Source organism: Acinetobacter pseudolwoffii, from assembly GCF_002803605.1.
GTDB classification, from domain to species: Bacteria; Pseudomonadota; Gammaproteobacteria; order Pseudomonadales; family Moraxellaceae; genus Acinetobacter; species Acinetobacter pseudolwoffii.
The window spans coordinates 198,573-212,415 of record NZ_PHRG01000005.1 but is presented as its reverse complement, the minus strand read 5'-3'; the positions used below and the strand labels follow the sequence as shown (position 1 = coordinate 212,415).

Genomic DNA, 13,843 nt, shown 5'->3' with positions numbered 1-13,843 from the left:
ATTCATGAATGTAGTTGGTCGCCTCAGTCAACGCATGCGCCAGACCAATTGCACCTTCACGATTTTTCATGATCATATGCAATGCCATACGTTGAGCCGATTTCGGCCCAACGCTTGGCAAAATGCGTAATGCTTGAACCAGTTGATCAAAACGATCACTAAACATTGCGCATTCTTCCTTAGAACATACCTGCCAGACCCGGTGGTAAACCCATACCCGAGTTTGCTGCTTTCATTCTTTCATCAGAGACCAATTCTGCCTGACGTGCTGCATCATTCATTGCAGCTGCAATCAGGTCTTCAATCATGTCTGGATCATCCTGAAGTAATTCAGGGTTGATTTCGATACGCTTCACCACATTGCGGCAAGTCATGGTGACTTTGACCAAACCACCGCCCGCTTCGGCATGCACTTCAGTTTGTGCCAGCTCTTCTTTGGCTTTTTTTACATTGTTTTCAACTTCTTTTTGCATGCGCTGAGCTTGCTGCATCAACATATTAATGTTCATAAATATCTCCGAACATAAATTTATAAAATTAGATAAGATCTAAACCACGAGTAATATCACGAATAATATCACCAATCTCTTCTAAACCAACAGAAACACGAATTAAACCTTCGCGAATACCTGCTGCTTCTTTGGCTTCAGGCGATAATTTACCGTGTGTGGTGGTTGCCGGATGGGTAATGGTTGATTTCGCATCCCCCAAGTTACCGGTGATCGAGATAAACCGGGTATTGTCAATCACCGTCCAAGCGGCTTCACGACCGCCTTTCACCTCAAAAGACACAATGCCACCAAAACCCGTCTGCTGTTTCACTGCCAGCACATGACCGATATGCGCAGGCAGACCGGCATAATAAACCTTCTCTACCTTTGGATGCTGATCCAGAAATTCAGCCAGTTGCTGCGCACTTGCTGAATGCTCACGCATACGTAAACGTAACGTTTCCAAGCCTTTCAGGAATACCCATGCATTAAACGGACTCATTGAAGGACCTGTGGTACGCACATAACCAAAGATTTCTTCCAGCAGTTTATGGTTTCCAACCACAGCTCCACCTAAGGCACGGCCCTGACCATCCAGATATTTAGTCGCAGAATACACCACCAGGTCTGCACCAAATTTGAGGGGTTGTTGTAACACTGGTGTACAGAAGCTATTGTCGATTGCCAGTAAAGCATCATTGGCATGGGCAATATCAGCCAATGCCTGAATGTCAGCCACTTCTGCAAGCGGGTTTGATGGAGATTCAACAAACAGTAATTTGGTTTCAGGCTGGATGGCATTTTTCCATGCATCAAGATCGGTCAAATCTACAAAATCAACACTAACGCCAAATTTTGCGACATATTTTTCAAATAGCGAAACAGTCGAACCAAAGACTGCACGTGAGCAGATGACGTGATCACCTGCTTTCAAAAAAGCCATGGTCACTGCCATAATGGCAGCCATACCTGAACTGGTAGCAACGGCGCGCTCTGCACCTTCGAGTGCCGCCAGACGTTTTTCAAACATGGCAACGGTTGGGTTGGTAAAGCGAGAATAGATATTGCCCGGTTCCTGACCTGAAAATTTCGCAGCAGCTTCGGCGGCATTTTCATAAACAAATGACGATGTTAGAAAAATGGGTTCAGCATGCTCACCCTCAAAGCTACGGGTATGACCTGTACGGATGGCTAAAGTTTCTAATTGATATGAAATATCGTCTTGCTGGCTCATCGCTCTACCTCAGCCCTAAGGCTGCCTTTTGTAAAAAATTGCCAACATTTTGAGCGCCTATGCTATTTCAGGTCAAGGCATAATAAGCAATTATTGCTTAGACTTCGATCAATCCTTCCCCGGATACGGATATTTTATTTACATGATTCAGTTAAAACAAAACTTTCAGCGCCAGCAAAAAAAATTGAAACATTTCAGTGCCCGGATGTTTAATGCCTCCTCTCTGATTCTGTCGCAAAAAACGCCTTTTGAATATATTGCCAGCACCGAGTTTTGCAAGATTCGCTATTACGCCTCACCCGAGAAGAAATACAAGGAGCCATTGGTATTTGTCGCCCCTCTCGCCATCAATATGGATATCTATGATCTGTATCCCTATCGTTCGCTGGTCAAACATTTTCAGCATAGCGGTTTTGATGTCTATCTGGTGGAATGGAAACGTTTTAACTTTAGACATCGTCATTTAAACTTTTTGTCTTTTATTGATGCAGCCATTCCTCAATCTATTGAAACCATCTGCAAGCATTCGAACAGTCAGTTCATTTCCCTACACGGCTGGAGTATGGCTGGGGTATTTGTCACGCTTTATACCGCCTTGCATTCGCCTGAACATGTCAAAAATTTGATGGTCGTTGGCAGCCCCATCGACAGTTATGCATCAGGACGGGTCGGCAAACTGTTTTCGACCACCAATAAACTGATTTCTAAAAATAAAAATCTGCAACAGGCCATTCATCAGGGTCATATTCCAAAGCAATATATTCATACGCCCGGCATTGTGAATGCCTTGGGCTTTAAATTACTGGATCCGATCGGCTGGCTGAAAAGCCAGAAGCAGTTTTTGCTGAATCTGGATCATGTCGAAAATGTCTATGAACATGCCACCATGGGAAATTTTCTGAATAAGATGATTGATTATCCGGGCGGGATTAATCAGGACATGGTCTTACATCTGTGGCTGCAAAATCCTTTAAAACAAGGTTCAATCACCTTAAATGGTCGTACTGTTGACCTTAAGAATATCAGCTGCTCGCTGTTGGTCGGTGCCGGCCAAACCGATCAGATTGTCACAGAACAGTCAGCTAAGCCTTTGATAGAATTGACAAGTAGCCAGGATAAGACGTTTACTCTGATTCCGGGTGGTCATCTGGGCCTGATGTCCAACCAGAAAACAGCCAATACGTTCTGGCCCAAAATGACGACCTGGCTGGCGCAGCGCTCTATACGTCTTGATGCTTAGCGCATCTGCGTCAGCATCGCCAAAAAACATTAAAATTTATTTACATATTCAGAGGATACAGCATGATTCAGTCAGTAGCATTTATCGGCTTAGGTGCCATGGGTTATCGTATGGCAGCACATTTACCCAAGCAGTTTGATACCGTCTATGTCTGGAACCGCAATTTTGACAAAGCAGAGCAACATGCTGCTGAATATGGCACCCAAGCCGTTACGCTAGAACAGGCCGTTCAGGCAGATATTATCTTTTCATGTTTGCCGACCAGTGCCGATGTAGCACAACTTCTGGAAAATTTGTCGCTTAAATCCGGCTCAGTCTGGGTCGACTGTACCAGTGGTGTACCGGATTCCGCGCAAACACTGGCAGCACAACTGGCTGAACGTGGTGCTATCTTTCTGGATGCACCGGTCAGCGGTCAAACCATTGGTGCTGAAAATGGCACCTTGACAGTGATGGTAGGCGGCGATGTCCAAGGTTTTGAAAAAGCCCTTCCTGCGATGCAGGCTTTTGGCACACTGATTAAGCATGTCGGTGAATCTGGCGCAGGTTTTGCAGTGAAAGCCGTGAATAATATGTTAATGGCTGTAAACCTGTGTGCGGTCGCAGAAGGCTTTACTACGCTGAAAGCACATGGAGTCAACCTGAATGAAGCACTGGATTGTATTAATGCTTCAAGTGGTAAAAGCATGGTGACCGAAACCGTATTACCACAGCGTATTTTAAATCGCAGTTTTCCTGTAACCTTTGCCCTGCCACTCTTGGCCAAAGATACCGGCATCGCAATCGATCTGGCGCGTGAGGCTAAACTGTCTGCGCCTGTGCTATCATTAACCCAGAATCTAATTCAGGCGGCCAGTGATCTATCGGATAAAAACAGTGATTTTTCCAGTGCCGTGAAAATGTATGAATCATGGAGTAATATTACCATCGAGTAATATCTCGCCATTGAATAATGATAACAAAACCTCATATTGTGACTAGTAGGCAGGCACATATAGTGGATAACCCAGAGGAAACTCGCATGAAGAAATTTTCTGTTGCAGCATTAATTGGCTTAGCAACTTTGTTCGGGGCTTCAACATCGGTTCTTGCATCTGAACAGGAATGCAAAAAATTGAAAAATGATCATGACGTGATTTATGCGTCTAAAGGATTCTGTTTTAAAGATCCAGAAGCAAAAGCGAAGTTCGGCAATGACAATTGCTATACAACCAAGCCAAAATTCTCGGAAAAAGAGCAACAGCGTCTTGACGTGATCAAAGATCGTCAGAAAGAATTGAACTGTAAATAATTCAATTCAATAACGCTCAAGGAATGTACTTATGACTTATGATGATCAGAATATTTTTGCACGAATTCTACGCGGTGAACTTCCTGCGATTAAAGTGTATGAAGATGACCAGGTTCTTGCATTTATGGACATCATGCCGCAAGCAGATGGTCATACTCTGGTCGTTCCGAAAGCACCAGCCATCACTTTACTGGATCTAGATCCTGAAGCTGCGGCCTATACGATTCAAATTGTACAGAAGGTTGCGAAAGCAATTGAAAAAGGTTTGGGCGTTGACGGCATTGTCCTGATGCAATTATCAGGTGCTGCTGCTGGCCAGACTGTACCGCATATTCATTTTCATCTAGTGCCGACTTCTCTGCACAACTTGGGTAAACATGCTGCCCAGATGGGTGATCAGGAAAAAATTAAAGCGCTGGCTGAAAAAATCAAAGCTGCACTTTAAGTTTAACTGAATAAAAAAATGGAGCTTCGGCTCCATTTTTTTATTCTACTTAAAGCATAAAACTTTAGAAATAAATGCGAATCATTAAGATAATAGCAACCAAATTATCTTTAAATACAAAAAATTGAATGTGTAATATTACAAAACTTACAAAATACAACATTTAACAGATTTGAAATATTTCCTTAATCTTACTGTCTTATTTGTAATCGATACTTGGCACCAATAGAGCGGTACATGTTTTAACACATGACTGAAACTTGTTTTAAGACGATGAATAAAAAGTCTTTATTGGAGCAACACATGAAAAAAACGTTATCTGCATTAGCAATTGGGGCAACAATTTTAACACCAGTCATGGCAGCTGCTGCTGACGTTAAAATTTATGGTCGTGCACACGTTTCTTTAGATTATCTGGATGATGGCCAGGATTATAACGAAGTAGGTCTTTCTTCAAACTCTTCACGCCTAGGCTTTAAAGCTGAACAAGAACTAGAAAATGGCATGACTGTTTTTGGTCAAATCGAACAAGAAATTAACTTTGCTAGCGGTGCTCAAAATAATAGTGGTGTTGACTTCGCAACTCGCGATACCTTTGTCGGTTTAAAAGGTGATTTTGGTCAAGCACGTGTAGGTCGTTTTGATAGTCCGTTTAAAGTTGCACGTAGCCCGGTGAATTTCTTTGGTGATATGGTTGGTGACGTACGCAACGTAACACGTGTAGGTGAACAGCGTTTTGATGAACGTAATGAAAACACTATTGAATATAAATCACCAAAATTTGGTGGTGGTTTCAATGTATTAGGCGCAATGTCCCTACATGAAGACAACAGTCCATTAGCAGATGATAGCGCTAAACAAGATAACAAGGACAAAGATAAAGCATATGATCTAGCACTTACCTATAAAGAAGGTAAAGTTGATTTTGCTACTGCCTACGAGCACTATGAAGAAAATGCTAGTCGTGGTGAGCGTAATGGCTTCCGTATTGCAGCAGCCTACAAAATTACTCCAGAATTTAATTTAGGTGCTTTATATCAATACACTACGTTTGATAAACAAGGTACAGCAGCAGAAATTGCGGCAGCCGAAGGTAGTGATTTAGATAAATTAATTTCAAAACAAGATACACATGTATTTGGCGTAGCAGCTGACTATAAATTTGCACCAAAAACGTATCTCCGTGGCCAAGTGTTCCACCGTGATGTAGATGCAAATGATGCAAATGCAACATTATTGGCACTTGGTGTTGAACACCGTTTAGACAAAACAGTACGTGTATATGCAAACCTGGCAACTGTCCTAAATGATGAAAATTCAAATGTTACACCATGGGCACAAGCACGTACAAATAACGTAGGTGGTACACGCGGTGAAGATGCAACCGGTCTTTCTCTAGGCTTCCGTTACGACTTCTAAGCTGAATACCTATTCGCTTAAAGAGAACATCTCTGTAGCTATTATTTATTAAACATGACATACAAAAAGATCCCTAAACGGGATCTTTTTGTTGATGCGTTTCTATTAAAGAAACAGTATAAGAAAGCCTGTGATCAAGATCGCTTATCAGGCACATCTTTGAATAACCTCCTATAACACTTCCCTTTCAACCCTTATAAAACCAACCAAAATAGTTTGATTAATTTTATTCTTTATTTTAAAACCAAGCATTTTAATCAGATTAAAAAGCATTAATCCAACTAAAACAATCTACATTCAAATATATAAATATAAGCATTTTAGTCGGATTTAAAAAAACAATAAAATTACATAAAATAATAAAAAATATTTAGAATAAATTTTAACTAATAAAAATATATACCTTTTATTATCATACATTTAAAAATATATATTTATTTAAATTGTATCGTCTATTTATTTTTTAGTTACAATAGATTAATAATATACAACAAGTCACAGACAGGCTTAGTCGAATGAGCTTAGTTCCCAAAAATCTAAACCAGAGAGTGGTTAGAGAAATAACCGCTATTTTAATTATCAAGGTTATTTTACTGATGATCATTAAAAATATCTGGTTTGATGCGCCTACGATTCCTAAAAATTTTGATAACCAAGTCGCCGAGCGTATCGCCGGCAATCCTTCCCAAATCCAGGAGACACGTTGATGATTTCTGAAAGCGTGGTCGATCTCTCGCGGTTCCAGTTCGCCATGACCGCGATGTATCACTTTATTTTTGTTCCACTGACTTTAGGCCTGGCTTTTCTGCTTGCCATTATGGAAACCACCTATGTGATTTCCGGCAAAGAAATCTATAAAGACATGACCAAGTTCTGGGGAAAACTGTTTGGTATTAACTTTGCCTTAGGGGTAACCACAGGCCTGACCATGGAGTTCCAGTTCGGAACCAACTGGGCTTATTACTCGCATTATGTCGGTGATATTTTTGGTGCACCGCTGGCGATTGAAGGTTTGATGGCCTTCTTCCTTGAATCGACCTTTATTGGCTTGTTCTTCTTTGGCTGGGATCGCCTGTCCAAAGTGCAACATCTGGCAGTTACCTGGCTGGTAGCTTTAGGTTCGAACATGTCTGCGCTGTGGATTCTGATCGCCAATGGCTGGATGCAAAACCCGGTTGGTTCTGTATTCAACTACGAAACCATGCGTATGGAAATGGTGGACTTTGCCGCACTGATCTTTAACCCGGTTGCTCAGGTAAAATTCGTACATACAGTGTCTGCAGGTTATGTCACAGGTGCTATTTTTGTACTGGCCATTTCAAGTTATTACATGCTGAAAAAACGTGACTTGCCGTTTGCACGCCGTTCTTTTGCCATTGCAGCCATCTTCGGGCTTGCGTCTACACTTTCAGTGATTTTACTGGGTGATGAATCAGGTTATGAGCTGGGCGATGTCCAAAAAACCAAACTTGCGGCGATTGAAGCAGAATGGGATACGCATCCTGCACCAGCAGCATTCACCTTATTTGGGATTCCAAATGCAGAAACCCAAACCACTGACTATGCGATCAAGATTCCTTATGCGATGGGTCTGATTGCAACCCGTTCCACCACTGAACAAGTGACCGGAATTAAAGATCTGATTACTCAGCACGAACAGCGGATCCGTAACGGTATGGTGGCGTATGAACAGTTAGAGCTGCTCCGTGCAGGAGATAAATCACCTGAGCTTAAAGCGGCTTTTGATGAATCACAAAAAGACCTCGGTTATGGCTTGCTGCTGAAGAAATATACGCCAAATGTGGTGGATGCGACTGAAGCACAAATTAAAGCTGCGGCGGCAGACACCATTCCACATGTACCAAGCCTGTTCTGGGCATTCCGCGCCATGGTGGGTTCTGGTTTCTTGATGCTGCTTCTCTTCATTCTGGCAACTGTTGCAGTCGCAAAACGCAATGCTGAAAACAAACCTTGGTTATTAAAATTTGCCTTATTTGCACTGCCTTTACCTTGGGTGGCTGCACAAACTGGCTGGTATGTAGCAGAAGTCGGTCGTCAGCCTTGGACGATTGGTGAAGTCTTACCGACGCATCTTTCAGCCTCCAGCTTAAGTACTGGCGATGTATGGGGTTCAATCCTGGCATTGGCAGCCTTCTACACGGTGTTATTGATTATCGAGATGTATCTGATGATCAAATTCTCACGCCTTGGTCCAAGTTCCCTGCATACCGGTAAATACCACTTTGAAAAGCTTGCAGCAGAAAAGGCAAATGGGGAGACTCAAGCATGATCGAATATGAATTACTCAAAATAATTTGGTGGGTGCTGGTCGGCGTATTGCTGATTGGCTTCGCCCTCACCGATGGCTTCGATATGGGCTCTATGGCGATCATGCCATTTGTGGGCAAAAATGATAACGAGCGCCGTGCTGCAATCAATACCATTGCCCCGCATTGGGATGGTAACCAGGTCTGGTTCATTACTGCCGGGGGGGCTTTATTTGCTGCCTGGCCAATGGTTTATGCAACAGCCTTCTCTGGCATGTACTGGGCATTATTACTGGTACTGTTTGCCTTATTCTTACGTCCGGTCGGCTTCGATTACCGCTCTAAACTGGAAAATACCAAATGGCGTACTTCCTGGGACTGGGGCTTGGCGATTGGTGGTGCAGTTCCGGCATTAGTCTTTGGTGTAGCGTTTGGTAATATGTTCCTCGGTGTGCCTTTTACCCTGGATGAAACCGTACGTTCTACCTACACAGGAAGTTTCTTTGCCCTGCTGAATCCATTTGCGATTGTGTGTGGTCTGGTCAGTTTATCGATGTTATGTGCACATGGTGGTGCATGGCTGATGCTGCGTACCGATGGTGACTTACGTCAGCGCTCTGCCAAAGCGACGCAAATCATGGGTCTGGTCTACTTGGCGACTTTCCTTGCTGCGGGTGCATGGTTGTATTTTGGAAACATCCAGGGTTATAGCCTGGTGATGCCTTTTGACACCAATGGTGTTGCCAACCCCTTAGCAAAAGAAGTACTGACCAATGCCAATCCGGGCTGGATGAACAACTATTCAACTTATCCAATTACAATGGCAGCTCCAATTGCCGGCATTCTAGGGGGATTCATCATTGTACTGGCTGCAGGTAAAAACAAGGCTGGCTTGAGCTTCCTGGGTTCTTCTCTGGCAGTCGTCGGGGCAATCTTGACTGCCGGTTTTGCCCTGTTCCCGTTCCTGATGCCATCCAGCTTAAATCCGACTGTCAGTCTGACCATGTGGGATGCGGTATCCAGTAAAAATACCTTAACCGTGATGACCGTTGCGGCAGGTATCTTTGTTCCATTGATCCTGATCTATACCACTTGGTGTTATTACAAGATGTGGGCCGTGATTACCAACAAACATATTGAAGACAATTCACACAGCCTGTATTAAGGCTGTGCACTAAGGAGACAAAATTATGTGGTATTTTGCCTGGATTCTGGGTGTACTTATGGCGTGTTTTGCCAGTGTGATTGCTGCAATTTATATGGAACAACACCAAGACCTGGATGAGGAATAAAATATGACCGAAGCTGCGCTTGAGAAAACCGTTGTAGACAAGAAACCAAACAAATTTGCGATGATGATTTCCTGCCTGCTGGCTTTTCCTCTCGCCGCAGTGTTATTGGTTCATCCCTCTGCAATGCTGGATGCCAACGGTGAATATAGCCATAGTGCCATGATGTATATCATGATTGGTATTTCTGGAGGCTTTGTACATGGTGTCGGTTTCGTACCTCGCCACTGGTTCTGGAAATGGCTATTTAGTCCATTTTTGGCTTGGCCTTTGATGATCTGGGGCTATTACACCTGGTTTTTCAGTTAAGTTTTAAGACGAAAGAAGCCCTCGATTGAGGGCTTCTTTATATCGTTTATCCATTTCTGCTTTTTGTTGTACGCTTATATCACTCTGCATTTGGAAGCAATTTCCACATTGAGCATGAATGTAATGAAGATACTTTTCTTTACCCGCATGTCTTAACAATATTTGTAAAACCGGAACACATCCGACTTTTAGAATAATTTATCGATGGGTATGAATCGACATCACAATTCCCATGCCTGCGAGCATTGAGATTACCGCCGTTCCGCCATAACTCATAAGCGGCAATGGATCTCCAGTCACCGGTAAGATACCACTCACCATGCCCGAGTTTAAAAATACAAAGAAGAAAAAGGTCAGTCCAATAGCTCCGGCATATAAACGTCCAAAATTATGAAAACTGTTTAAGCCAATCATCAAACAACGAATAATAATCGCAGTAAATAAACTGAACAGCAGAAACACACCAATAAAACCGAATTCTTCGGCATAGGTCGACATAATAAAGTCGGTATGATGCTCGGGCAGATAACCCAAATGCGATTGGGTCCCCTCAGTATAGCCTTTGCCTGTGGAACCACCTGAACCAATCGCGATTTTGGACTGAATGATATTCCAGCCTGCACCCAATGCATCCGACTCCGGATCAAACATCGTGGTGATACGTTTCTTTTGATACTCTTGTAGTACGAACATCCATAAAACCGGTGCTGCTACAGCCAGTGCTGCGGCCGCACCAACAATCAGACGCCACGACATCCCACTTAAAAACAAGACAAAAACACCCGGAATCACCAAACCAATATTCAAGTCAGGTTGGAGTGCAACCAAAACAAATGGTATAGCCAGTAAAATTAATGCACCGACAATATGTACAAATTTGGGAGGAAATGGCTTACGTGCAAAATACCAGGCCATCATCAAAGGCATGGCAAATTTCATCACCTCACTCGGTTGCATACTCCCAATACCAGGCAAAGTAATCCAACGCGTTGCACCCAGGCGTTTTTCACCAATCACAAACACCAAGAGCAGCATGAATATGCCAAAGGCATACAGGTAGGGACTGATCGCCTGATAGACTTTCGGTGGAATCTGCGCACAGATAAACAGCAGCACAAAACCAATCCCGAAACTGATTGCCTGACGAACAACCATCCCGGAGTCTTCAGAGGTCGCGCTATACACCACCATCAAACCCAGGATTGCATTGAGAACCAGAAAGCACAACAACCAGGGATCAAGGTGCAACTTGGTCCACCGGGAGGAATCTTGCGGGTTAATACTACGTCCATCACGCAAAGAATGACGTAAAAACCGATACTGCTGTGAAGGTATCATTGGCCAAAAGGTGAAAAAGAATGATGGCAAAATTATAAGTGAAAGCTATAGGGAATAGATCGCTATAGCCAGATTTATTCTGCTTTTATTTAAATTTTATCGAATATATTTTTAAGCCTGAGCTTGTAAAATCAGCTTGGCCAGTTCCAGATCATCCGGATAGGTAATTTTAATATTATCGGAACGCCCTTGCACCACACTCACCTGCTCACCGATATGTTCCAGTGCGCTGGCTTCATCGGTAATGTTAGCACCATCCTGCAAAGCCTGTTCAATCGCCCGTTTTAATGTGCCCAGCTTGGCCATTTGCGGCGTTTGTGCCTGCCAGAGCATGGAGCGATCCACCGTTTCCTCAATATCAGAACCGGTGACTACACGCTTAAGTGTATCTCGTACCGGAATCGCCAGAATCGCAGCCCGATCCTGTGCAATTGCCGTATTGACCAACTGTTGAAGACAATCCAGACTGACACAAGGGCGTGCCGCATCATGCACCATGATCCAGTCATCTTCAGAGGCCATTGCAGATAAATAATTTAATGCATTCAGCACCGAATTCACTCGCTCTGCGCCGCCCAAACAAAAATGTGCTTTTTCCAGATCGGAAAATGGCAGAGTTTTTGCGACATTGTCCTGTGTACCAATCGCCAATACATAACCAGTCAAAGGCAATTGATTCAGACGTGCAACGGTATGTTCAAGAACAGTTCGTTGTTGAAGCGTCTGATATTGCTTGAGTTCTGTTTTAGAAAAACGGCTACCTGAACCTGCAGCAGGAAGAATGACCCATAATTTACGGGGTATTTGTTGGCTCAGGTGACTCATTGGTTCGCAGATCTACTTTAGAATTTGGATTAAGATAGATGGGTTTATATTGAGTACTGATCGTGCTCATTTGAATAAAAGTTTCACGTGGCTTAATCAGGCCAAGATCTAAACGCGCATGTTCTTCGATGGCTTCAATACCATTCTTTAAATCGTAGACTTCTGCCGCCAGAACGCGATTACGTTCTTTCAGCTCATCATTCAATTCCATTTGCTGCTGGATTTTCTGGGTCAGCTGCTGATGATCATGATAACCACCTTCACCAAACCAGTATAAATATTGAAACCCTGCGATCAAAATGATCGCAAGGCCCAACAGTACTTTACTCGCAGTCGAGTCGAATACATTTAACATTGACATAAGTCGCTTAGTTCAAACCTTTAAACTCAGCTTTACCGCGATATGCAGCATTAGTCAATTCTTCAATACGAAGTAACTGATTATATTTCGCTACACGGTCAGAACGGCAAAGTGAACCGGTTTTGATTTGACCTGCTGCTGTACCTACTGCAAGATCCGCAATGGTTGAATCTTCAGTTTCACCTGAACGGTGTGAAATCACAGTAGAGTAACCATTTTCTTTGGCAAGATAGATCGCATCTAAAGTTTCAGTCAAGGTACCGATCTGGTTATATTTGATCAGGATCGAGTTACCTACTTTTTCGTTGATACCACGTTGCAGGATTTTAGGATTCGTTACGAACAGGTCATCACCTACCAACTGGATCTTGTCGCCAAGAATCGAAGTCAGGTAAGACCAGCCTTCCCAATCCGACTCATCCAAACCATCTTCAATTGAAATAATTGGGTATTGGTTTACAAGGCCAGCCAAATAGTCAGAGAACTGGTTGCTGGTGAACGCTTTGTTGCCTTCGCCCGCAAGAATGTACTGACCATTTTTGTAGAATTCTGAAGATGCACAATCCAGCGCCAGCATAATGTCAGAACCTGCTTTGTAGCCAGTTTGACCAATTGCTTCAAGAATAACCGTGATTGCTTCTTCGTTAGAACGAAGGTTTGGTGCGAAACCACCTTCATCACCCACAGCAGTGTTTAAACCTTTTTTGTTTAATACTGATTTTAAAGAATGGAAGATTTCAGCACCGGCACGTAGCGCTTCAGAGAATGAAGTGAAGCCTACAGGTTCAATCATAAACTCTTGGATATCAACGTTGTTGTCTGCATGTGAACCACCATTGATGATGTTCATCATTGGTACAGGCATGGTCAAAATCGAGTTGTTGCGAAGGTCTGCAATATATTGAAAAAGAGGAATTTTCTTTTCATCAGCAGCAGCGCGTGCAGCAGCCAAAGATACAGCTAAAGTTGCGTTTGCACCCAGTTTTTCTTTGTTTTCAGTACCGTCTAAAGCAATCATCGTGTTATCGATGTCTTTTTGTTCGAATACAGATTTACCAAGCAAAGCATCACGGATTAAGGTGTTTACATTATTTACCGCAGTTTTAACACCTTTACCTAAGTAACGTGCTTTATCGCCATCACGAAGTTCTAAAGCTTCACGAGAACCAGTTGAAGCACCAGATGGTGCACATGCACGGCCAACTACGCCAGATGCTAAGATTACGTCTGCTTCGATGGTAGGGTTACCACGAGAGTCCAAAATTTCACGTGCACGAATGTCAACGATTTGGCTCATGAACTATTCCTCAGTTGATTAATATGAGCTGCCTTTA

The 13,843-nt window shown here is 43.1% G+C and carries 16 protein-coding genes and 1 pseudogene; 10 read left to right on the top strand and 7 right to left on the bottom strand.

The genetic code is table 11. The features are described 5' to 3' along the window. From recR to CWI32_RS11415, 3 genes and pseudogenes are all read right to left on the bottom strand, one after another. Positions 1–166 (bottom strand): annotated as a pseudogene (gene recR, locus CWI32_RS11425) (recombination mediator RecR); the annotation flags it as partial. Between the two features lie 13 nt (positions 167–179). Beyond that, positions 180–509 (bottom strand): YbaB/EbfC family nucleoid-associated protein, encoded by a 330-nt coding sequence (locus CWI32_RS11420; RefSeq protein WP_004731251.1) that lies wholly within the window; start codon positions 507–509, stop codon positions 180–182. A gap of 28 nt (positions 510–537) precedes the next feature. Continuing rightward, positions 538–1,725: an O-succinylhomoserine sulfhydrylase gene (locus CWI32_RS11415; protein WP_100535324.1), complete on the bottom strand. Its 1,188-nt coding sequence runs from the start codon at positions 1,723–1,725 to the stop codon at positions 538–540. Between the two features lie 142 nt (positions 1,726–1,867). On the opposite strand from CWI32_RS11415, the gene CWI32_RS11410 reads away from it, so the two are divergent. From CWI32_RS11410 to CWI32_RS11365, 10 genes are all read left to right on the top strand, one after another. After that, positions 1,868–2,965: an alpha/beta fold hydrolase gene (locus tag CWI32_RS11410; protein ID WP_100535323.1), complete on the top strand. Its 1,098-nt coding sequence runs from the start codon at positions 1,868–1,870 to the stop codon at positions 2,963–2,965. 62 nt (positions 2,966–3,027) lie between these two features. Then, complete coding sequence (locus CWI32_RS11405) at positions 3,028–3,900, top strand: NAD(P)-dependent oxidoreductase (RefSeq protein WP_005097081.1); 873 nt, start codon at positions 3,028–3,030, stop codon at positions 3,898–3,900. Positions 3,901–3,986: 86 nt separating this feature from the next. After that, a complete protein-coding gene (locus CWI32_RS11400; protein WP_005170626.1) occupies positions 3,987–4,256 on the top strand; it encodes a YARHG domain-containing protein in 270 nt (89 codons plus the stop codon). 31 nt (positions 4,257–4,287) lie between these two features. Then, positions 4,288–4,701, top strand: a complete 414-nt coding sequence (locus CWI32_RS11395; protein WP_005170623.1) for an HIT family protein — start codon at positions 4,288–4,290, stop codon at positions 4,699–4,701. Between the two features lie 303 nt (positions 4,702–5,004). Continuing rightward, on the top strand, positions 5,005–6,120 hold the full coding sequence (locus tag CWI32_RS11390; RefSeq protein WP_100535322.1) for a porin: 1,116 nt from the start codon (positions 5,005–5,007) through the stop codon (positions 6,118–6,120). Between the two features lie 515 nt (positions 6,121–6,635). Next, on the top strand, positions 6,636–6,827 hold the full coding sequence (gene cydP / locus CWI32_RS11385; RefSeq protein ID WP_004645265.1) for a cytochrome oxidase putative small subunit CydP: 192 nt from the start codon (positions 6,636–6,638) through the stop codon (positions 6,825–6,827). Next, positions 6,827–8,410: a cytochrome ubiquinol oxidase subunit I gene (locus tag CWI32_RS11380; protein ID WP_100535321.1), complete on the top strand. Its 1,584-nt coding sequence runs from the start codon at positions 6,827–6,829 to the stop codon at positions 8,408–8,410. Before cydP ends, CWI32_RS11380 begins: the two co-directional genes overlap by 1 nt. After that, entirely contained in the window at positions 8,407–9,552 is a 1,146-nt protein-coding gene (gene cydB, locus CWI32_RS11375) for a cytochrome d ubiquinol oxidase subunit II (protein WP_100535320.1), read from the top strand. Before CWI32_RS11380 ends, cydB begins: the two co-directional genes overlap by 4 nt. A gap of 25 nt (positions 9,553–9,577) precedes the next feature. Next, positions 9,578–9,679: a cytochrome bd-I oxidase subunit CydX gene (gene cydX, locus CWI32_RS11370; protein ID WP_004278713.1), complete on the top strand. Its 102-nt coding sequence runs from the start codon at positions 9,578–9,580 to the stop codon at positions 9,677–9,679. Positions 9,680–9,682: 3 nt separating this feature from the next. Beyond that, positions 9,683–9,985, top strand: coding sequence for a cyd operon YbgE family protein (locus tag CWI32_RS11365; protein WP_005170606.1), 303 nt, complete (start codon positions 9,683–9,685; stop codon positions 9,983–9,985). Positions 9,986–10,183: 198 nt separating this feature from the next. Here CWI32_RS11365 and rodA read toward each other — a convergent pair whose 3' ends face one another. The 4 genes from rodA to eno form a co-directional block, all read right to left on the bottom strand. Further along, positions 10,184–11,323 (bottom strand): rod shape-determining protein RodA, encoded by a 1,140-nt coding sequence (gene rodA / locus CWI32_RS11360; protein WP_005170604.1) that lies wholly within the window; start codon positions 11,321–11,323, stop codon positions 10,184–10,186. Between the two features lie 111 nt (positions 11,324–11,434). After that, entirely contained in the window at positions 11,435–12,148 is a 714-nt protein-coding gene (gene ispD / locus CWI32_RS11355; protein WP_005097091.1) for a 2-C-methyl-D-erythritol 4-phosphate cytidylyltransferase, read from the bottom strand. After that, a complete protein-coding gene (locus tag CWI32_RS11350; protein WP_005097092.1) occupies positions 12,117–12,509 on the bottom strand; it encodes a septum formation initiator family protein in 393 nt (130 codons plus the stop codon). The genes ispD and CWI32_RS11350 overlap by 32 nt, the downstream gene beginning before the upstream one ends. A gap of 7 nt (positions 12,510–12,516) precedes the next feature. Then, complete coding sequence (eno, locus tag CWI32_RS11345; protein ID WP_005097093.1) at positions 12,517–13,806, bottom strand: phosphopyruvate hydratase; 1,290 nt, start codon at positions 13,804–13,806, stop codon at positions 12,517–12,519. Between the last annotated feature and the right edge of the window lie 37 nt (positions 13,807–13,843).